Below are 17352 nucleotides of genomic sequence, written 5' to 3' on the forward strand. Positions count from 1 at the left end.
GTGGGCCGTCGGCGGCTGCGGCATGCTGGGCCGAACCGCCCGGCCGAACCTGGAGCACCATGACCGAGATCCGCCTGCCGCGGCCCCGCCGGATGTCCTGGTCCGGCGACGCGGTCCAGTACCGGCTGCGGCGGCTCAACCTCGTCACGGTGATGCCGCCGCTGCTGGTGGTCGGGGTGCTGCTGCTGGTCCTCTCGTCGAAGACCTGGTGGCACGTCGTCATCCAGGTGATCGGGCTGCTGGCCGCGACCGCCACCGCCGAACGCTGGACCGCGGGCGACTTCGTCCGCACCGCGCGCCCGAGCCTGGTGCTGACCGCGTTCGTCTGGTTCGCCGGTGCGCTGAGCAACAGCCCGATGGCGTTCTACGGGCTGAGCATGGTCGGGTCGTTCCTCATCCCGCCGCTGCCGCGGCACCGGTTGGCCGCGCTGGTCGGCCTCGCCGTGCTGACCAGCGCGATCGGCTCGACCAATTTGCTGCTGCACCACGACCGTCTCGGAACGCGGGTGCTGGCCTACGTGGTGGCTCCGGCGATCGGCTCGGCGCTGTCGACGCTGCTGATGTTCGCCAGCCAGCGGCTCTACGACCTCGTCGCGGAGCTCGAAGAGTCGCGCGAGAAGGAGGCGGAGCTGGCGGTGGTCCGGGAACGCGTGCGGTTCGCCAGCGAGCTGCACGACATCCAGGGCCACACGCTGCACGTGGTGAAACTGAAGGTCGCGCTCGCGGAGAAGCTGCTGCACCGGGATCTCGAACGGGCGCAGGAGGAATTGCGCGAGGTGCACACCCTGGTTGGCGACACCATCGTGCAGACCAAGGAACTCGCTTACGCCCAGCGTCGGCTCAATCTGTCCGCGGAACTGGAGAACGCGAAGAACCTCTTCGAGGCAGCGGGAATCCACGTCCGGATCGATCGGCAGGGGGTCGTCCACGCGGGAGTGGACGAGTTGCTCGGCCAGGTGCTGCGCGAGACCACCACGAACATCCTCCGGCACGCACAAGCCCGGCAGGTGCGGATCACCTTGACCGAAGCGGGGATCAGCGTCGTCAACGACGGCGTCGCGGACGATGCCGTGTTGGTGCTGAGCGGACTGTCCACTTTGGCGGACCGGCTGGCGGATCAGGGCGGAGAATTGACGGTGGAGCAGAAGGACGGCCGGTTCGTGACGGCCGCGGCCTTCCCGGAGAAGGTGTCGCGATGACGACGGTGGTGCTTGCCGACGACGAAGCCCTGCTCCGCAAGGCGATGGCCGCGCTGCTGCCGATGGAAGGCGAGATCACCGTGGTCGCCGAGGCGGAAGACGGCGAGGCGGCGGTGCGGGCCACTGTGGAGCATCGGCCGGACGTGCTGGTGATCGACCTTGAGATGCCCACTGTGGACGGACTGGGCGCGGTCGCGCGGATCCGGCGGGAACGGCCGGAGCAGGTGATCCTGATGCTGACCCGGCACGCGCGACCGGGCGTGCTGCGCAAGGCGTTGAAGCTCGGCGTGCAGGGATTCGTGAGCAAATCGGCGGAACCGGCGCACATCGCGTCGGTGATCGCGACGCTGGACGAGGGCAAACGCTGGATCGACCCGGACGTCTCGGCGCTAGCGGTAGTGGACGATTGTCCGTTGACCGTGCGGGAAATCGACGTGCTGCGGGCGACGCGGGAGGGGTATTCGGTCGCCGATATCGCCGCGCAGTTGCATTTGGCGGAGGGGACTGTGCGCAATTACCTGTCGAACGCGATGCAGAAGACGCAAACGCGGACACGGCACGAGGCGGCGCGGTACGCGCGGGAGCACGACTGGCTGTGAGCACCGGTCTGGCGCTCACAGCCAGGTCGGCTCAGCGGTTGGACGCCTTCTTCACGAACTTGCCCAGGTCCTTCGACTGCTGCACCCGCGACGGTTCGTTCACGTACATCATGTGCCCGGCCGGGTAGTAAGCGGTGTCGATGTTCTCCCGCAGTTCTTCGGGAATCTTGAGCTGCGAGAGCACGTACTCGGACGCGTAGTACGCCGTCGCGCCGTCGTAATGCCCGAACGCGACGTGGACCTGCAGATGCGGGTTCGACCGCATCGCCGCGCTCAAGGTGTCCACAACGGACACTGAACGGCCCTCGAACTCCTTGTACGACCAAGCCTTGAACACGTCGGTGGACAGAATCTCGTACGGCAGGTCGTTCTCGTAGCCCAGTTCGGCGCGCACGTAGTGGTTGAACCCGGCCGAGTAAGCGCCGATGACCCGCGACACCGACGGGTCGTCGCTCATGTGCTCGACGCCGCCGTCCGGCTCCCAGGTGGTGAACCGGCCGTCCATCCGGCCGACGGTCTTTCCCTGGTCGCGCAGCAGTTCGGTGAAGAACCGGACGTGCTCGATCCGCAGGTTCACCCGGTCCACATAGGACTCGCTGAGTCCGGTGAGCGAAGCGAGCGTCTGCACCGCCTCGGTCCGGTCCTGAGTGGACAGCCGCGCGCCGCGGGAAAGCGCCCACGGCAGTTCCTTGGAAGCGAAGTCCTCGGCGTCGGCGAGCACGTCGTCGAGCGGACGTTCGCCGTGGCGGCCGTGGTAGTGCGCGATCGCCGCGTACGTCGGCAGGTACAGCGAGTACGGCAGGTCGTTGCCTTCGTCGAAGCGCAGCGTGCCGAGGTCCAAAACGGACGAGATGAGCATCAAGCCGTTGAGGTACAGGCCGTAGCGATCCTGCAGGTGCCCGGCGAGCGCGGCGGCGCGCAGCGTGCCGTACGACTCTCCGGCCAGGAACTTCGGCGACAGCCAGCGCTCGTTGCGCGAAACCCACAGCCGGATGATCTCCGCGATCGATTCGACGTCGCCCTGGAATCCGGTGTACGGCTGGGATTCGCCGCCCTCGGTCACCCGCGAGTAGCCGGTCTGGACCGGGTCGATGAACACCAGGTCGCTGTGCGCGAGCAGGCTTTCCGGGTTGTCCTCGAGCCCGTACGGCGGCGGCACCGGGTCGTCGACGTCGCCCGACAGCACCCGGCGCGGTCCGAGCAGGCCCATGTGGAGCCAGATGCTGGAGGAACCGGGGCCGCCGTTGAAGGCGAAGGTGACCGGCCGCGAGCCGGGGTCGGCGTCGTCGAGGGTGTAGGCGGTGAGGAAGACCTCGGCCTTGGCCTGGTGGCCCTCGGACTTGCCGTCCTTCTTGACCTCTTGGCGGAGCACGATCCGGCCGGTCTGGGCGGTGTAGGCGAGCTTGCGCCGCTTGACGGTGAGGGTGTGCTGCGTCGTGACGAGGTCGTCGACGGGCTCGGCCGCCTTCGTCTCCTCATTCTTGGTCTTCTCGGCGGTCTCGTCCGCGGTGGTGTCGGCCATGGCCCCAACCTATCCCGCGTTACCGTGGCAGCACACCGACGCGGAGGAGATCGATGCGCACGTTCGCCGGCCTCGACGCGCAGCTGGTGCGGTGCCGGGCCTGCCCGCGGCTGGTCGAATGGCGCGAGGGCGTGGCCGGGACGAAGGCCGCCTTCGCGGGCGAGGAGTACTGGGCGCGGCCGGTTCCCGGTTTCGGCGCGGAAGACGCCGCGCTGGCCGTGGTCGGGCTCGCCCCGTCCGCGCACGGGGCCAACCGCACCGGGCGGATGTTCACCGGCGATCCGTCGGGCGACTTTCTCTTTCGCGTGCTGTACGAGGTCGGTCTCGCGTCGCAGCCGATGTCGACGGCCATCGGCGACGGGCTCACGCTGCGCGGCACCCGGCTCGTCTCGCCGGTCCGCTGCGCGCCGCCGGAGAACCGGCCGACCCCCGCCGAACGGGACGCCTGCCGGCACTGGCTGGCCGGCGAACTGGACCTGCTCCGGCCGACCCTGCGGGCGATCGTCGTGCTCGGGGCGTTCGGCTGGCAGGCGTTGCTGCCGGTGCTGTCCGCCGCGGGCTGGCCGGTGCCGAAACCGCGTCCGGCCTTCGCGCACGGCGCCCGTTTGCAGCTCGGCGACCTAGCGGTGTTCGGCTGCTACCACGTGTCACCGCGCAATGTCCAGACCGGTCGTGTGACACAGCCCATGGTGGTGACCGCGTTCACCGCCGCGGCCTCGGCGGCCGGGCTCATCTGAATCGTGACAACCAGCGTGGCGATGCTGGTCACAGCGGGGTGGGGTACCCGAGCGGAGCTGCTTCGGAAGTGCGACTATAGGTACATGGCTGCTGCGAAGTCGGAACCGACTCGGATCCTCGTCCTCGGTGGTGGATACGTCGGCCTGTACACCGCGTACGGGCTTCAGAAGATGCTGCGTGCCAACGAGGCCTCCGTGACCGTCGTTGACCCGCAGCCGCACATGACCTATGCCCCGTTCCTGCCCGAGGCGGCGGCCGGCGCGATCGAGCCGCGGCACGTGGTCGTGCCGCTGCGCCGCGTGCTGAAGCGCTGCCACGTGCTGACCGCGCGGGTCACGAAGATCGAGAACGAGCGCAAGGCCGTCACGGTCGAGGCGGCCGACGGCCACATCGAGACGCTGAACTACGACGTGCTCGTGGTCGCGCTCGGCGCCGTCGCGCGGATCCTGCCGATCCCCGGCCTCGCCGAGGAGGGCATCGCCTTCAAGACCATCGGCGAAGCGATCTACCTGCGCAACCACATCATGACCAAGCTGGACGAGGCCGCCAGCACGCTCGACCCCGAGCTGCGCAAGCGCCTGCTCACGTTCACCGTGGTCGGCGGCGGGTTCGCGGGCATCGAGGCGCTGGCCGAACTCGAGGACATGACCCGCTTCGCGGTCGAGAACTACTACCCGAACATCAAGCCGGCGGACATCCGCTGGGTGATGGTCGAGGCGGCCGGGCGGATCCTGCCCGAGGTGCGCGAGACGCTCGGCGTGTACACGGTGCAGCAGCTGGAGAAGCGCGGCATCGAGGTCTACCTGTCGACCGCGGCGAAGTCGTTCGAAAACGGCCACGTCGTGCTCTCGGACGGCACCGAGTTCGACACCGACACGATCATCTGGACCGCGGGCGTGAAGGCCAACCCGGTCCTCGCGGGCTCGGACCTGCCGCTCGACAAGCGCGGCCGCGTCGAGGCCACCGCGGCGATGCAGGTGGTCGGCCACCCGGACGTCTGGACCGCGGGCGACAACGCGGCCATCCCGGACCTGTCGCGCACCGAACAGGACCCGACGGCGACCTGCCCGCCGAACGCCCAGCACGCGGTCCGCCAGGCCCGCCTGCTGGCGAAGAACATCATCAAGGTGATCCGCGGCGGACAGCCGAAGGACTACTTCCACAAGAACCTGGGCGCGGTCGCGAGCCTCGGCCTGCACAAGGGCGTGGCGGACGCGCTGAACCTGAAGATCAAGGGCTTCCCCGCGTGGCTGTTCCACCGCGCGTACCACCTCAAGGCGATGCCGACGTGGAACCGCAAGATCCGCATCCTGTTCGACTGGATGCTGGGCGGGCTGTTCCGCCGGGAGGTCATCTCGCTGGGGCAGATCAACAACCCGAAGGAAGAGTTCAACCGGGCCAGCAAGGGCTGAGTGGTTTTCTGGTGAGGCCGGGTCGTCTTTGGGCGGCCCGGCTTTGTCGTGTCTTGGGGCGGGTTCGCTAGGGTGGGTGGGCCCCCGTAGCCCAATTGGCAGAGGCAGTCGACTTAAAATCGACCCAGTGCGGGTTCGAACCCCGTCGGGGGCACCGTTTTCACTGGTCAGGACGCCTCTTCCGAGGCCCGGTCAAGATCAACCCCCGGTTTATCCCCGGAATTGCCGGAGTCCGGTTCGAGCCACATGCTTTCCAGCGCGACGGCGTTCTCCGGCGAGACCGTCGTGCGGTCCATGTACACGTCCTGTGTCATTGACGGCTTGCTGTGCCCAAGCTGATCCGCGATCTGCCGGGAACTGGCCTTCGCATCGTCCAGCACGGTAGCAGTGGTCTTCCGGAACGCGTGCGACTTGACCCAGGCGAACTCGTCCGTGCCCCGGGCGTTGCGAATGTCCCGCCGGGTGTTCGACGGATCGCGGAGTCCGCCCAGCGAGTCCGGGAACACCGCGCTGGCACGTTCGCGCCCGTCCTCCTGCGCGATCCGCCACCGCTCCCGCAGCATCGACACTGCCCAGCCGGGCAGAGGCAGCTTACGATCCCCGTCGTCCGTCTTGAGCTGCTGCACACGCCGCAGGCCGACTCCCCGGATGCGGACGACCTTCCAGTCAACCAAGACGGTGCCCCGCTCCAAGTCGATGTCCTCCCAGAAGACCGCGAGAGCTTCGCCGATCCGCACACCCGTGGCCAGCATGAAGCGCATCAGGTCCGGCAAGTCCTTCGCTGCCGCCTTCTTGTCCGCCTCGAACTTCTCCAGCAGAGCCTTTCGCTCGGCCGGGGCAAGCCCGCGCGGTTTCTTCCGCTTTCCGCCTTCAATCCGGCCAGCATCGCGGATCGGGTTGGCACCGATAGCGCCCTCCTGAGCCGCGTACGCCAGGACTCCACCCACCACCGCGCGTGCCGTCCGAGCGTGCGCCGCGCTTGATTTGGCCTGAACCGCAGGCAGAAACGCACTCAGCCGCGGCACCGTCACCTCGTAAAGGCGAAGCTCGCCGAACGCGGGCAACACGTGGTTCTTGAGCATGCTCCGGTAGTTGTCGAGCGTCCCGGGTGCCCGTTCACCTGCGTCCACGCGCTGTTCCTGGCGAACGAGCCACTTCTCCGCCGCTACGGAGAACTTGGTGTTGCGGTCGATGTCGCCGCCACCCGGTGCCTTCAGCGCCTCGTTAACCGCCTTCTTGAGCGCCCGTTCTGCTTTCGGACGGGACGGCCCAGTGCGCTCGATATCGCGCACCTTCCCGTCGTAGCCCCGGTAGCTGGTGCGGGCACGCACACCCTTGGCAGTGTCCTCGAATCGGATCTTGCCGTGAGTCCCGATCTCCAGCGGTGGCCGGGCCATCAGGCGCTCGCCTGTTCTGCGATCCAGGCGTCGACTTCGTCGGCGCGGAAGCGGACGTATTTGCCGATGCGGTAGCCGTTCGGGCCTTTGCCGGTCTTGCGCCATTGGTAGACGGTGTTGACGGGGACGCTGAGGTAGTCGGCGAGGTCAGTGACGGTGAGCAGTTTGTTGTCCATGGTCGTTTTCCTTGCTGTATTTGTGTTTGCGGTCGTCGCGGATGCGGTGGGCGATGGCGGCGGCGAGTTCGCGTTCTGCGTCGTCGCTGTAGCCCGCGCCGTCGAAGGTCCAGTTGTTGACCACAGCGACGGTGTCGGCGCGGTCGGCGAGGCCGAGGCGTTCCAGGGTTTCCTCGAGCCGGAAGCGGCGGCGGTCGCCTCGGATGTCCTTGAAGGTGGTGGAGTAGGCGCGGGACTTGGTGAGGAAGTGGCCCCGGAAGGCGAGCATGTGCGCCCAGCGGCGCAGGTTCAGGTCTTCGTAGGGTTCGAGGCCGCCGAGGTCCCAGGCGGTCTGGATGATGCGGCGGTGGTGGTCGGAGACCCGCAGGTGCGCGATGTCGCGTTCGGAGCGGATCGGCCGGTCCGCGGCTTCGTTTTTGCCGGTGCCTTTGGTGGCGTACTTGGCGATGTAGGCGGCGAGGCGGGCTTCGCTGATTCGGCCGGCATCGTCCTCCAGCTCCGCGGAGCCCATCGGTTCGATGCGGCGGACGTCGACCTGGTCGCCCCAGGTCAGCACGAACGGGGTGCCGTCGGGGAGGTGGCTGGTGGCGTAGGCGGCCCCGGCGGCGGCGTAGACGGCGTCTTCCAGGAGGTCCGGGTGCGCCCAGCCCGGGGCGGGGTCGGCTGCGCCGTCGGGGCCGTCGAGGCGGACTACGGCGTGGAAGTGGACGAGCCCGCGCCGCTGGTATTCCGCGACTTTCCCGTAGGAGAGCCGCGCTTGTTCGGCGAACTCGCGGACCTTGAGCCCGGCGCGTTTGGCGATCTCGCGGCGCAGCCGGGTCGTGAACCGCTGCCACAGCACCCCGGCGTGCGCCTGCCAGAGCACGGAGCCGGTGTAGTCGTAGGTGTCGGGGTCGAGCGGGGTGCCGACGCGCGGGTCGGCGTCGAGGTGGTATTCCCCGCAGCCGCACGGGATGCGCTTGCCGCGCGCGCTGGTGCGGGCGTGGTGCACCGGCCCGAACGAGGGCGCGGTGAGGGTGACGAACGCGCGGGGCCGGTCGGTGACGTGCTCGGGAACGCCTTTGTGGCCGCCGATCAGTCCGGCGCGGACGAGGTGGAAGGCGTCGGCGGCGTAGCGGTCGGAGCAGGACGGGCAGACCGATTCGCGGCGGTTGCCGCACGGGACGAAGATGTCGCCGCCGTGGTGGTGCAGGACTTGTCCGCTGGCGGCGTCCTGGAGCTGGTGCGCGCCGCCGAGGCGGATGGGGCGGGCGCAGCCGTTGACGGCGTGCACTTTGGCGCGCCATTCGTCGTAGTCGCGCATCCGGACCCGGTAGGCGATGCGCTCGTCCAACGTGTGCATGTCGGTTGGCCCTTTCCGTGGGCGGGCATGGAAAACGGCGCGGGAACCAGCCGGTGAGGGCCAGCTCCCGCGCCGTCGGTCGGTGCGGGGTGTGAGGCGGGCTACTTCGTGGTGGCCAGGTCGTAGGCGGACGCGGCCACGCGGCGCATTTCCGCGGCTTCCTCTTCGTGGATCTCGGCCATCTGGCCAGCCACTTCGGACAGCCGCATCAGGGCGTCGCGGTCACGGCCTCCGGTCTCTCGTATCGAAGACCTGTCCAGCGCTTCGAATTCCTCGCGCCTGCGGACGAGCTTGTCCAGGTTGGACGACGTAGTCATGGGCATGTCCTTCCGGTGTGATCAGACGGTGGTCAGGTCGCGCAAAATCTGGGCTGCCATCGGTTCGGGGACGCGAGCAGCGCGGCGGATGTCGTCGGCGGTGAGGTCGCGGCCTTCGTCGCGGGCGGCGTCGGCGGCGGCGTGGACGCGGCTGGCGATCTCCGGCGGAAGTTTCAGCCGGGCAGCCGGTCGCACGGGCGGTGCGGCTGGCGCCGGTGGTGCGGGCGCGGTTTCCGATTCGGCCGGCATTGCCGCCGGGGCGGGTTCGGCCGATACCCGAGCGGGAGGTGCGGCCGGGGCGGGTTCGGCGGGGGCGCGGCGCATGAGGAGCTTGACGACCACGAGGAACCCGAGGGCGGGCATCGCGGCGACGAGCCATCCGGCCGGGGTGGGTTCGGCGAGGGCGACTTGTGCGGTCATCTGCACGCCGAACCCGGCGACCAGGACCCCGAGGGGGAAGCTGAACCGGCGGTGTCGGCCGGTGCGGTGGTCGCGCTGGACCTCGAACCCGGCCACGATCACGATGCCCTCGATCACGACGGCGTCGGCCCAGGCGATCCAGCCGGTCTGTCCGTGGTGGACGGCCCAGTCGTGGGTGTGGGTGAACCCGGCCGCCGCGCCGATCAATCCCAGCGTGGCGGCGACCAGGAGACGGATCACGTCCACCAGCCGACGAGTCGCGTTCGCACTGTCCGCAGTGGACATGAGGTTTCCTCCTTCTACTCGTGGCCGGTGCGGAAGCGTTCCGCGGAGCGGCGGAACACCCCGGCGTAGGTGTCGAGCCAGCGGGCCAGCTCGTCGGACAGTTCGGCCAGGCGGGGCTGGACGAACCACGGTTCGCCGTCGTGCACGGCGAGTTCGAGCGTGTACAGCTCTTGGAACTCGTCGACGGCTGCCTGTATCTGGCGGAACGCGTCGGCGACGTTCTCGCCGAAGTGGTGTTCCATAGGTCGGATTCCTTCCGCGAGGGGTCAGGACGGGCCCGGCAGGCGCAGGGTGTCCTCGTTGTCTGCGAGATCGGCGCGGAAGTCGTCGATGAGGCGTTCGCACTCGCGGATGATCCGCACGTCCAGGTCGATCAGCTCCAGCACGGTCGACGAGGTGTCGTCGTCGGTGCGGTGTTCGAGGCCGCGGGCGACGGCGTCCTCGTATTCGTCGGCGAGCGCGACCAGCGGCGAGACGATGATGCTCACGTCGTCGTTCACGGCCGTGCACCCCCCCGGGCAGTCGGAGAGGTTGCTCCAGCGCTGGAGCATGGTGCGGCCGCGCGCGGTGAGCCTGAGCGGCGTGACCGGCCGCCGGATCGCGCCGTGCATCGCCGACACCGTGTCGCGCCAGCCGCCCCGGGCGACGTAGCCGACGGAGATCAGGTGCAGCACGACGTCCTCGTCCAGGGCGGCGCGGACGCGGTCGGTGTCCTCGAACACCAGCACCCGGTCCGTGTCGTCCAGCAACGCGAACCGCCCGTCGCGGACTTCGGCCAGCACGTCCTTGGCCACCAGCGGGTTCCCGCCCCCGCCGGTGTTCTTGCGGCGGGAGACCCGGGGCGGCGGGCACTGGCGGCCGGACTGCGGAGCCGGGGCCGGGTCGACGGTGCCGAAGAGGCCGAGCTGTGCCGGGTCGCGGCGGGTCACCGGACACGCTCCCGGCCGACCGGCCCGAACTCCCGGTTGCGGAAGTCCGCGACCGCGATCCCGACCCCGAGCCCGATGCACCCGAACACCACCAGCGTGCTCCAGAACAGCGCCGACGGGCCCTGTGCCGCGTAGATGACGATCAGGACCAGCAGGGCGGGCGCGCCGAGCTTGAGCCACAGCCACGCCCGCCACACGTAAAAACCGATGCGCCACATGGGTTTACTCCTCTGCGTCGTCGGGTCGGTGCCGTGGGCAGAACACGAGCTGTTCGGACGTGGCGGTCCAGGCGGGTTCGAAATAGATCACCTGGAGCACCGCGTCCCAGGACAGTTCAGGCCGGGTCGCGGAGGCTCCGTACGGGCGCTCGCCGCACATCCCGCAGCGCGGGAAGAACACCTCGTCGTAGCGGCTCAGATCCGGAGTCAGGCCCTCGTCTGCGAGACGGTCGAACGCGGCGCGCGCCTCGCCCTCGTCGGTGGTACGCGCCGCGATCTGCGTGTAATTCTGCCGCCGGAGGCCGGAGCCGCCGGAGCGTTGGTAGCTGACCACCCAGTACGTTTCGCGCACCAGGCTCGGGAAGTAGACGAACTGCTGCATCGCTTCTCCTTGTCCAAGGGGGACTGTCATGCGCCGACTCGCCGGGCGAGGCTCAGCACGTCGGAGAGGGCGCCGAACACGTCCAGCGCGGCGGAGTACTGCGGGTCGTCGATGAGCGTGTCGGTGTCGACAGCCCCGAGGTGGCGTTCGCGTTCCTGGCGCACGGCGTCGCACCACGTCCCGGCACGGTCCGACGCGACCGACAGGCAGGCCAGGAAGTCCTGGTGCCGGTCTTCGCGGTAGCTCATGCGACCACCGACAGGGCCGGACCGGCGTGGTAGCCGCGGAGGATGAACGCGACCAGTTCGTCCAGCTCCCGGTCCGACACGTACGCCGCGCGCACCCGTTGCGGGACTCGCGAACGCGGCCGGATGACGAACCCGATTCCGGCGGTGTCCTCGCTTTCGGGGATCTCGTCGGCGAGCGCGCCGCGCAGCCGGGCACCGTCGCCGAGCACCATGTCCACATGCGACTGCGAGGTGACCCGCAGGCAGATCCGGACCGGGAACAGGTCCCGCACCGGGACGGTGTCCTTGGTCGGTTCCTGCACCAGCGCCATCGTCGCGTGCCCGGTCGCGCGGCCCTGGGACACCGCGATCGCGAGGTCCTTGCGCAGCGTGCGGGCGATCGTGCCGTCGCCGTAGGCCAGCAGCGCGCCGATCTCGTCGACGATCAGGAGGTTCAGCGGCGTTTCCCGCGACATCGTGATCTTGCGCTTGCCGGTCGCGGCGAAGTCGCGCTGCACCCGGCGCAGGTCCTCGATGAACTCCCGCACCAGTTCCGCGCAGGCGGCCTCGTCGTGCTCGTAGCGGTGCGCGACCCCTTCGAGTTTGCGGAACTCCATCTGTTTCGGGTCGCAGATCCACAGCCGGACCAGCCCGTCCCGGATCAGCGGAGCCAGCCCGCGCAGCAGCGACAGCGGGATCGAGTTCTTGCCCGCACCGGTCGCCCCGGCGATGAAGGTGTGCTTGCCCAGGACCGACAGCCGCCAGTCGGTGCCGTACTCGGTGTCGCCGACGTAGATGTCGCCCGGGTCGACCGCGCCGGATTCCTCGGGCATGTCCGGGGCCGGGATGGTCTCGGTGAACGGCTCCCGGCGTTCGATGATCAGCGACACCTGGCCGGGCTTGACCCGCTCCAGCGCGATCCGCTCCACCCGCAGCGTGTCCGCGAGGTCTTCGAGCTTGTCGTTGAACGCGCGCCGTCCCATGCCGAAGGGAAGCAGCAGCGTCACCGTGTCCACCGACGGCGAGTACGACGCCACCTTCACCACCCGGGGGAACTCGGCCTTGCCGGTGCGGCGGTTGGTGACGTACAGGTCGCACGCCTGCAAAGCCTTGTTCAGCTTCGGCCCGCAGTAGGTCGCCCAGCGACGGCGCCACGCGCGGATCCGCGGGGCGGCGTAGTGGTCGAACGTGTCCGGGTGCGCCCGGTACCAGGTGCACAGCCCCAGCGTCGCCCCGCCCACGACACCGCCGGTCGTGGTCCACCCCAGCTCCAGCCCCGACGCGGCCAGTCCGGCCGGCATGAGCACCGAGCCGGGGTGGCGGGCGGTCCACTTGAGACCCCGGAACTCCATCCCCGCCCGCCGGTCCGACTTCGGAATACGGTTCTTCATCGCAGAAACTCCCTCCTTACAGCACGAAAACGGCCCCGCTGCCTCGTCCGGCAATGGACGGAGGGCGGGGCCGGTAACGTGCGAAATCGCGTGTTCGGTCAGTTCGCCAGCGCGGGGCGTGCGTCCAGCAGTTCCGTGGACAGCGTCCCCATCGCGCGAGCGGCCTTGTCGTGCGCGGCCTTGAAACCGTGCTGATGCACCGGCATGCCGCGCATCGCGTCCTTGAGCGTGCTCATCGCCGAATGCAGATCGTCCACAACCCGGTCAACCTGATGCGCCATGACTCAGAGCCTCCAATCCCGCGAGACGAGTTCCGCCTCGTGCTTCTTGCCCAGCGTCCGCAACCGGTCCAGCTCGTCAAAAGCCTTGGTGCGGAACGCTTTCAGCTCGTCCCGCGTCGAGATCGTCCACGACTCCGAACCGTGCCCGTCGTCGTAGGCGTCGATCAGCTTGTCCACCTCGGCCAGCACCTCGGCCACCAGGTCCAAAGCCGCGGTGAATGTGCCGTAGCGCTGCTGCGCCCGGCGATTCAGGTAACCCACCTGCATAGCCCGTCACCCTTCCCGTGTTGCGGCGGTCAGTTCGGCCGCCGTGGTGAGATCCGCAGTCAGGAACCCGACCGCGTTGCCGACCGCGACCCGGATGTCCCGGTCGGGATTCGCCGCGACGAACCGCCGGTAGGCGTCGTGCGCGGCCTCGATGATGGCGACGATCTCCGGCATGTCAGGAGTCCTTCCGGATCACGTGCTGCGCGTCCCGCAGCCCCTCGCAGTAGCCCGCCTGCCACGCCAGGTCTTCCGCCGGTTCGGCCAGCGCCTGCAGCCGCTGCGCTTCCAGCCGGGCCGCGAGCATCCGGATCACCACCCCGACGCGCACCGGGCGGCTCATCGCTTGACCTCCCGCACCAGCACCACGATGCCCGCGAACACCGCGAGCCCCGCCATGAGCGGCGACGCGAAACCCAGGCACACCACCAGCGCCAGCCAAAACAGCATCGGACTGAAATTCGCCACCATCACCAAACCTCCTAGTCTCCGAAGTAATCCCACTGCCGGGAACAGACCACACAGGTCGCGATTCCCGTTGCCGACAAGAAAAAGTTCGCCGTGCACGCGTGCGCGGCCATCAGAAGCCCCGCTCGCTGATCCGTTCGCAGTCCTCGCAGCGGGGCACGCCCCACGCGTGGAACCACACCCGCTCGTGCTGCCCCGGCCCGAACTCCAGCCCGCACAAGCTCGTCCGAACACCCTTCAACCACTGGTGTTCCGCTTGGATGTGCACCATGTCCTCGGACATCACAAGCCCCGTTTCGGGCCGTACGGGTCGAACGTCGACAGCCCGTCCCGTGCCGCGAAAACCGTGCGCATGCCGTTCTCCCTTCCGCAATGCGAATCCGTGGTGAAACCCCAGGACCCCCGGACGAAAACCGCCCGGGAATCGAGGCGCGCCACCACAAAAGGCGCGTTTTCAGGCATGGATCGGCCCACTCTGTATTTGTCAATCAACGGAAAGCGCCCTCGCCCGACTCGAAAACGGGCAGCCAACCGACTTGGGAAGGGCTCCAGGGTGGTGTTATCCGCGCACGGCCGGGGAGGCAGCCGCCGAGGGACCGGACACCCGCCGGTCGCGAAACCGGTCAGGCAGCGTCGCGGACCGCGCCAGCACCGGCAGGCTTCAACCCCTCAGCCTTGAACCACAAGCCCGACCCCGTGATCCGCCCCTCGTCGTTCGTCGTCTGCCACGTGTTCAGCACCGGGTCGACCAGCTCCACATAGGTGCCCTCGTCGAACCCCTCGCCCGGGTCCGTCGCCAGCGTCACCTTGATTTCCTCACCCTTGCCGATCCGGCCGTTCTTCCCCGGCTGACGCGGCTTCGCGAACAGCATCACCACGAACGACGCCTCCCCGCTCTGCTTGTCCACCGCAGGGACCATCTCGCCCTTGACCTCCCGCATCTTCATCACGGGCGCTTCGGTGACCATGAACTTGTAACCGCCGCTGTAGAACGGGATGTCCTGCATAGCGAACCTCCTGGTCAGAGCCTCCGGTGTAGACCCCCTAAACACCGGAAGCGAGCTGTTGTCGGTCGTCGTTGAGGGGGTCTAAACACGAAGGTACGCCGTCCTCGCTTCCGGTGTCAAGGGGGACTAAACTTCGATTGCATGGAGGACGAGAGCGAGTTCGAGAGCGTCCGCAGCGACCCCGATCCGATCCGGCGGGGGCAGCGTGCGTCCTCGCTGCTAGTCGTCTACCAGCAGCGGGCCACCGAGCTTGCACGGCTCCGCAAAGAGGCCATCGAGGAAGCGCACCGGCTCCGCGGGATGAGCTACACCGAGATCGCGGCGGCCCTGGGGATCACCAAGGGGCGTGTCACGCAGATCCGATCGACTGCTCCGCGGCCTGAACGAGCGTTCTTCGGGGTTGGCCCGGTCGCCATCGGGGTGCCGTGGCGGTACCAGACGACGGATCGCGAGCGGCCACTCATCGCGGCTGAAGACGCGCAGACCGCTGATCAGCTTGAAGCGCTGGTCGACGGGTTGTCGTTGGCCGTAACCCGTTTCCAGATCGAGCCAGACCGCGAAACCCTGCCCGATGGGGATGCGGTTGTCGTCTGTGGGCCGAAGTCGGCACCGGTCGCCGCATACCTCATGGAACGCGATCCAGTCCTCGGGATCGTCGAGGACGAAGGTCGCTGGTGGATTCAGCACGAGCAGACCGGCGAGCGGTTCGGATCACCCACCGACGACGACCCGAAAGAACCGGCCGACATCGCTTATGTTGCACGCCACCAGGTCGGCGGACGGGCCGTGCTGCACATCGCCGGTATTCACGGAATCGGCTCGCTCGGCGCAACGCACTACCTCACCAGCCACCTTGCTGAGTTGTTCGGCGAGATGCGCACGCACGAGTGCTCGCTCATCGTTCGAGCAAGCTACGACGGCCTGACAATCACCGGCAGCGAACTTGCGGCCGGACCATTTCGGTGGTGATCCCATGCACGTGACCACAGCCCAACTTCCGCCCGTCCATGCCAGCGACGACAAGATCTTTCTTACCGAGGATGCGGTGATCGTCCTCGATGGCGCGTCGGCATTCCGTCCGGTCCCCGTGCCTGCCTCTGACTACGCCGCCACACTCGGACGCCACGTAGCTGTCGGCTTGGAGCGCGAGCCGTACGCCGACCTTCGCGCCGTGGTAAGGACCGCCATCGAGAAGACCGCAGATGACCTAAGCCTCACCCCGGGCGACTCGCCGTCCAGCACAGTGACAATTCTACGGCGCAACGGGCTACGCATCGACGTGTTCGCGCTCGGCGACAGCGTCATCGTTCTTCCGGGCGACATCGTGACTGACGACCGCATCGACGCCCTCAACCTCGAACCGCGACGCCAGTACCGAGAGCGGCTTGCTTCGGGTACCGGATACGACGAAACCCATCGTCGGTTACTGCGCGAGCTCCAGGAGCAGCAAGCGGCACGGAGAAACGCCGAAGGCGGCTATTGGATTGCCGAAGCCGACCCGGATGCGGCGGATCACGCTGTGACGGCCTCATTCCCTGCGGAGGCGGTCCCATGGGCAGTACTTGCGACGGACGGTGCCTACGACGTAATGACCCACATCGGTCTCAGCGACTGGCCAGCGTTGTCCAAAGCGGACGATGCCCAACTATCCGCGATCCTTGAGCAGTGCCAGTCCTGGGAAGATAGCGTCGATCCGGATGCCGTCGCACTCCCGCGCGCCAAGCGGCACGACGACAAGGCCATTGCGGTGGTTGACCTCCGCGCCTAGCACCGGCGAACCCTGTGTTCAGAGTTTCTTTTCTTGTTCAAGGCGGCCCCTGCGGGGCCGCGCCGCTATAGGGCCGGGCACGCGGGGCCCGCCTCCGGCACCCACGCACCCGGCCCGGCGGCTGCACCTAGGGCCGCGTCCAAGAAGAAAAGAAGTGTCCTCGCCGGACGGGCAGGTCTCCGAGATGGCCGGGACCGCGCGCACGTTGCGTCCGTGAGTGACCTGCCGCCATCTCGCCGACCTCCCCGAGGGCTATCACGCCGCGTCAAGGGGGCAGTTCGGCCGGCATGCTGCGGACCGCGGGAAGGTGCCCCCTTGACCCGACGTGATCGGGCTGCGCCAGGTCGACGAGATGGCGGAGAGGCCACCCACTTGTAGGTGCGAAAGAGAAAGCACATCATGGTGATTGCTGAGAGGAGAACACCTATGGGATCACAGCAGGCCGCTATCCCGTTCTGGCTTCAGTTGTTAAGTGTTGCGCTTGCTCCAGTCATGGGCTTCATAGGCGTCACGATTGGCGCGGCGACGCAGTCTCGAAACGCCAGGTATCTGGCCATTCGAGATCACCGAAGAGAGGTTTACACTAATTTTATTGAACTTTTAGATTCGATTGACTGGACTTTTTCCGGCCCTGCGGAGATTGCATTTGAGGACGGCAATCGAGATGAAATCCTAAGAATCTGCAGCTTGATCGACAACTACGCCGACCAGGTGTCACCCATGCTGGTTCAGATCGAGTTCGTTGGATCTAAGGCTACAGTGGCCGCTTCTCGTGAGTTCCTCAAGTTCTTCTCGTTAGCGCATGTTGCCATTGGTAAGGGTTTAGAGGGGCACTATAGCGAAGAGATGTGGGAGTCGGTAAAGAAGAAAGCACATTCTGCCCGACGCGCATTTCGAATATCTGCAGCCAAGGATCTCGGTGCACCAAAAAACGGGGTGTCAGAGTCGGAAATAACCGACGATCCTGATTATGTGGCCCTCAGGGACAGGCTGCGGGACTCCTAGCGGCT

26 protein-coding genes and 1 tRNA gene are annotated in these 17352 nt (G+C 67.7%); 8 read left to right on the top strand and 19 right to left on the bottom strand.

Going from position 1 to position 17352, the window contains the following annotated elements; genetic code table 11:
- Nucleotides 1-59: 59 nt before the first annotated feature.
- Complete coding sequence (locus tag AB5I40_RS32930) at nt 60-1199, top strand: sensor histidine kinase (protein ID WP_370934098.1); 1140 nt, start codon at nt 60-62, stop codon at nt 1197-1199.
- On the top strand, nt 1196-1798 hold the full coding sequence (locus AB5I40_RS32935) for a DNA-binding response regulator (protein WP_370934099.1): 603 nt from the start codon (nt 1196-1198) through the stop codon (nt 1796-1798). The genes AB5I40_RS32930 and AB5I40_RS32935 overlap by 4 nt, the downstream gene beginning before the upstream one ends.
- 31 nt (nt 1799-1829) lie before the next feature.
- On the opposite strand, the gene AB5I40_RS32940 is transcribed toward AB5I40_RS32935, so the two are convergent.
- On the bottom strand, nt 1830-3320 hold the full coding sequence (locus AB5I40_RS32940) for a S10 family peptidase (protein ID WP_370934100.1): 1491 nt from the start codon (nt 3318-3320) through the stop codon (nt 1830-1832).
- A gap of 53 nt (nt 3321-3373) precedes the next feature.
- Here AB5I40_RS32940 and AB5I40_RS32945 point away from each other — a divergent pair, with 53 nt between their 5' ends.
- The 3 genes from AB5I40_RS32945 (at nt 3374) to AB5I40_RS32955 (ending at nt 5624) form a co-directional block, all read left to right on the top strand.
- Complete coding sequence (locus tag AB5I40_RS32945; RefSeq protein ID WP_370934101.1) at nt 3374-4057, top strand: uracil-DNA glycosylase; 684 nt, start codon at nt 3374-3376, stop codon at nt 4055-4057.
- An 84-nt stretch (nt 4058-4141) separates the two neighbouring features.
- Nucleotides 4142-5470: an NAD(P)/FAD-dependent oxidoreductase gene (locus AB5I40_RS32950; RefSeq protein ID WP_043836597.1), complete on the top strand. Its 1329-nt coding sequence runs from the start codon at nt 4142-4144 to the stop codon at nt 5468-5470.
- A gap of 80 nt (nt 5471-5550) precedes the next feature.
- Nucleotides 5551-5624: transfer RNA gene (locus tag AB5I40_RS32955), tRNA-Leu, on the top strand.
- Nucleotides 5625-5637: 13 nt separating this feature from the next.
- On the opposite strand, the gene AB5I40_RS32960 is transcribed toward AB5I40_RS32955, so the two are convergent.
- From AB5I40_RS32960 to AB5I40_RS33045, 18 genes are all read right to left on the bottom strand, one after another.
- The gene (locus tag AB5I40_RS32960; RefSeq protein WP_370940664.1) at nt 5638-6867 is read right to left on the bottom strand and encodes a tyrosine-type recombinase/integrase; all 1230 of its coding nucleotides are present in this window, start codon (nt 6865-6867) and stop codon (nt 5638-5640) included.
- Entirely contained in the window at nt 6867-7043 is a 177-nt protein-coding gene (locus tag AB5I40_RS32965) for a helix-turn-helix domain-containing protein (RefSeq protein ID WP_336157205.1), read from the bottom strand. The genes AB5I40_RS32960 and AB5I40_RS32965 overlap by 1 nt, the downstream gene beginning before the upstream one ends.
- Nucleotides 7015-8385 carry a replication initiator gene (locus AB5I40_RS32970; protein WP_370934102.1) on the bottom strand — a complete coding sequence of 457 codons (1371 nt, stop codon included), beginning with the start codon at nt 8383-8385 and terminating at the stop codon, nt 7015-7017. Before AB5I40_RS32970 ends, AB5I40_RS32965 begins: the two co-directional genes overlap by 29 nt.
- Nucleotides 8386-8486: 101 nt before the next feature.
- Nucleotides 8487-8702, bottom strand: coding sequence for a hypothetical protein (locus AB5I40_RS32975; RefSeq protein ID WP_370934103.1), 216 nt, complete (start codon nt 8700-8702; stop codon nt 8487-8489).
- Nucleotides 8703-8723: 21 nt separating this feature from the next.
- Nucleotides 8724-9407, bottom strand: a complete 684-nt coding sequence (locus AB5I40_RS32980) for a DUF2637 domain-containing protein (RefSeq protein WP_370934104.1) — start codon at nt 9405-9407, stop codon at nt 8724-8726.
- A gap of 14 nt (nt 9408-9421) precedes the next feature.
- Entirely contained in the window at nt 9422-9649 is a 228-nt protein-coding gene (locus AB5I40_RS32985; RefSeq protein WP_370934105.1) for a hypothetical protein, read from the bottom strand.
- 24 nt (nt 9650-9673) lie between these two features.
- Nucleotides 9674-10336: a hypothetical protein gene (locus tag AB5I40_RS32990; RefSeq protein ID WP_370934106.1), complete on the bottom strand. Its 663-nt coding sequence runs from the start codon at nt 10334-10336 to the stop codon at nt 9674-9676.
- Nucleotides 10333-10554 (bottom strand): hypothetical protein, encoded by a 222-nt coding sequence (locus tag AB5I40_RS32995; protein ID WP_336157211.1) that lies wholly within the window; start codon nt 10552-10554, stop codon nt 10333-10335. Before AB5I40_RS32995 ends, AB5I40_RS32990 begins: the two co-directional genes overlap by 4 nt.
- A 4-nt stretch (nt 10555-10558) precedes the next feature.
- Nucleotides 10559-10936, bottom strand: coding sequence for a hypothetical protein (locus tag AB5I40_RS33000; RefSeq protein WP_370934107.1), 378 nt, complete (start codon nt 10934-10936; stop codon nt 10559-10561).
- 26 nt (nt 10937-10962) lie between these two features.
- The gene (locus AB5I40_RS33005) at nt 10963-11184 is read right to left on the bottom strand and encodes a hypothetical protein (protein ID WP_370934108.1); all 222 of its coding nucleotides are present in this window, start codon (nt 11182-11184) and stop codon (nt 10963-10965) included.
- Nucleotides 11181-12554 (bottom strand): FtsK/SpoIIIE domain-containing protein, encoded by a 1374-nt coding sequence (locus tag AB5I40_RS33010; RefSeq protein WP_370934109.1) that lies wholly within the window; start codon nt 12552-12554, stop codon nt 11181-11183. Before AB5I40_RS33010 ends, AB5I40_RS33005 begins: the two co-directional genes overlap by 4 nt.
- 98 nt (nt 12555-12652) lie before the next feature.
- On the bottom strand, nt 12653-12835 hold the full coding sequence (locus tag AB5I40_RS33015; protein ID WP_370934110.1) for a hypothetical protein: 183 nt from the start codon (nt 12833-12835) through the stop codon (nt 12653-12655).
- Between the two features lie 3 nt (nt 12836-12838).
- The gene (locus AB5I40_RS33020) at nt 12839-13102 is read right to left on the bottom strand and encodes a hypothetical protein (RefSeq protein WP_370934111.1); all 264 of its coding nucleotides are present in this window, start codon (nt 13100-13102) and stop codon (nt 12839-12841) included.
- A 6-nt stretch (nt 13103-13108) separates the two neighbouring features.
- Nucleotides 13109-13276 (bottom strand): hypothetical protein, encoded by a 168-nt coding sequence (locus tag AB5I40_RS33025; RefSeq protein WP_370934112.1) that lies wholly within the window; start codon nt 13274-13276, stop codon nt 13109-13111.
- Between the two features lies 1 nt (nt 13277).
- Nucleotides 13278-13442, bottom strand: a complete 165-nt coding sequence (locus AB5I40_RS33030) for a hypothetical protein (RefSeq protein ID WP_370934113.1) — start codon at nt 13440-13442, stop codon at nt 13278-13280.
- Nucleotides 13443-13679: 237 nt separating this feature from the next.
- Nucleotides 13680-13850, bottom strand: a complete 171-nt coding sequence (locus tag AB5I40_RS33035) for a hypothetical protein (protein ID WP_370934114.1) — start codon at nt 13848-13850, stop codon at nt 13680-13682.
- Nucleotides 13850-14029, bottom strand: a complete 180-nt coding sequence (locus tag AB5I40_RS33040) for a hypothetical protein (RefSeq protein WP_370934115.1) — start codon at nt 14027-14029, stop codon at nt 13850-13852. The genes AB5I40_RS33035 and AB5I40_RS33040 overlap by 1 nt, the downstream gene beginning before the upstream one ends.
- Nucleotides 14030-14190: 161 nt before the next feature.
- Entirely contained in the window at nt 14191-14574 is a 384-nt protein-coding gene (locus tag AB5I40_RS33045) for a hypothetical protein (protein ID WP_370934116.1), read from the bottom strand.
- Nucleotides 14575-14715: 141 nt separating this feature from the next.
- On the opposite strand from AB5I40_RS33045, the gene AB5I40_RS33050 reads away from it, so the two are divergent.
- The 3 genes from AB5I40_RS33050 (at nt 14716) to AB5I40_RS33060 (ending at nt 17347) form a co-directional block, all read left to right on the top strand.
- Entirely contained in the window at nt 14716-15543 is an 828-nt protein-coding gene (locus tag AB5I40_RS33050; RefSeq protein WP_370934117.1) for a hypothetical protein, read from the top strand.
- A gap of 4 nt (nt 15544-15547) precedes the next feature.
- A complete protein-coding gene (locus AB5I40_RS33055; RefSeq protein WP_370934118.1) occupies nt 15548-16342 on the top strand; it encodes a hypothetical protein in 795 nt (264 codons plus the stop codon).
- 426 nt (nt 16343-16768) lie between these two features.
- Nucleotides 16769-17347, top strand: a complete 579-nt coding sequence (locus tag AB5I40_RS33060; RefSeq protein WP_370934119.1) for a hypothetical protein — start codon at nt 16769-16771, stop codon at nt 17345-17347.
- Nucleotides 17348-17352: the final 5 nt, after the last annotated feature.

Origin of the sequence: Amycolatopsis sp. cg13, from assembly GCF_041346965.1 — a bacterium.
Lineage (GTDB): Bacteria > Actinomycetota > Actinomycetes > Mycobacteriales > Pseudonocardiaceae > Amycolatopsis.

Excerpts from the sequence above, each read along its gene's own strand:
- AB5I40_RS32970 (WP_370934102.1), bottom strand. The coding sequence starts at position 8,385 with ATGCACACGTTGGACGAGCGCATCGCCTACCGGGTCCGGATGCGCGAC.
- AB5I40_RS33050 (WP_370934117.1), top strand. The coding sequence starts at position 14,716 with ATGGAGGACGAGAGCGAGTTCGAGAGCGTCCGCAGCGACCCCGATCCG.
- AB5I40_RS33015 (WP_370934110.1), bottom strand. The coding sequence starts at position 12,835 with ATGGCGCATCAGGTTGACCGGGTTGTGGACGATCTGCATTCGGCGATG.
- AB5I40_RS33010 (WP_370934109.1), bottom strand. The coding sequence starts at position 12,554 with ATGAAGAACCGTATTCCGAAGTCGGACCGGCGGGCGGGGATGGAGTTC.
- AB5I40_RS32935 (WP_370934099.1), top strand. The coding sequence starts at position 1,196 with ATGACGACGGTGGTGCTTGCCGACGACGAAGCCCTGCTCCGCAAGGCG.
- AB5I40_RS33060 (WP_370934119.1), top strand. The coding sequence starts at position 16,769 with ATGGGATCACAGCAGGCCGCTATCCCGTTCTGGCTTCAGTTGTTAAGT.
- AB5I40_RS33005 (WP_370934108.1), bottom strand. The coding sequence starts at position 11,184 with ATGAGCTACCGCGAAGACCGGCACCAGGACTTCCTGGCCTGCCTGTCG.
- AB5I40_RS32965 (WP_336157205.1), bottom strand. The coding sequence starts at position 7,043 with ATGGACAACAAACTGCTCACCGTCACTGACCTCGCCGACTACCTCAGC.
- AB5I40_RS32940 (WP_370934100.1), bottom strand. The coding sequence starts at position 3,320 with ATGGCCGACACCACCGCGGACGAGACCGCCGAGAAGACCAAGAATGAG.
- AB5I40_RS32985 (WP_370934105.1), bottom strand. The coding sequence starts at position 9,649 with ATGGAACACCACTTCGGCGAGAACGTCGCCGACGCGTTCCGCCAGATA.
- AB5I40_RS33045 (WP_370934116.1), bottom strand. The coding sequence starts at position 14,574 with ATGCAGGACATCCCGTTCTACAGCGGCGGTTACAAGTTCATGGTCACC.
- AB5I40_RS33000 (WP_370934107.1), bottom strand. The coding sequence starts at position 10,936 with ATGCAGCAGTTCGTCTACTTCCCGAGCCTGGTGCGCGAAACGTACTGG.
- AB5I40_RS32980 (WP_370934104.1), bottom strand. The coding sequence starts at position 9,407 with ATGTCCACTGCGGACAGTGCGAACGCGACTCGTCGGCTGGTGGACGTG.
- AB5I40_RS32960 (WP_370940664.1), bottom strand. The coding sequence starts at position 6,867 with ATGGCCCGGCCACCGCTGGAGATCGGGACTCACGGCAAGATCCGATTC.
- AB5I40_RS32930 (WP_370934098.1), top strand. The coding sequence starts at position 60 with ATGACCGAGATCCGCCTGCCGCGGCCCCGCCGGATGTCCTGGTCCGGC.
- AB5I40_RS33035 (WP_370934114.1), bottom strand. The coding sequence starts at position 13,850 with ATGTCCGAGGACATGGTGCACATCCAAGCGGAACACCAGTGGTTGAAG.
- AB5I40_RS33030 (WP_370934113.1), bottom strand. The coding sequence starts at position 13,442 with ATGAGCCGCCCGGTGCGCGTCGGGGTGGTGATCCGGATGCTCGCGGCC.
- AB5I40_RS32945 (WP_370934101.1), top strand. The coding sequence starts at position 3,374 with ATGCGCACGTTCGCCGGCCTCGACGCGCAGCTGGTGCGGTGCCGGGCC.
- AB5I40_RS33055 (WP_370934118.1), top strand. The coding sequence starts at position 15,548 with ATGCACGTGACCACAGCCCAACTTCCGCCCGTCCATGCCAGCGACGAC.
- AB5I40_RS33040 (WP_370934115.1), bottom strand. The coding sequence starts at position 14,029 with ATGCCTGAAAACGCGCCTTTTGTGGTGGCGCGCCTCGATTCCCGGGCG.
- AB5I40_RS32950 (WP_043836597.1), top strand. The coding sequence starts at position 4,142 with ATGGCTGCTGCGAAGTCGGAACCGACTCGGATCCTCGTCCTCGGTGGT.
- AB5I40_RS32995 (WP_336157211.1), bottom strand. The coding sequence starts at position 10,554 with ATGTGGCGCATCGGTTTTTACGTGTGGCGGGCGTGGCTGTGGCTCAAG.
- AB5I40_RS32975 (WP_370934103.1), bottom strand. The coding sequence starts at position 8,702 with ATGACTACGTCGTCCAACCTGGACAAGCTCGTCCGCAGGCGCGAGGAA.
- AB5I40_RS33025 (WP_370934112.1), bottom strand. The coding sequence starts at position 13,276 with ATGCCGGAGATCGTCGCCATCATCGAGGCCGCGCACGACGCCTACCGG.
- AB5I40_RS33020 (WP_370934111.1), bottom strand. The coding sequence starts at position 13,102 with ATGCAGGTGGGTTACCTGAATCGCCGGGCGCAGCAGCGCTACGGCACA.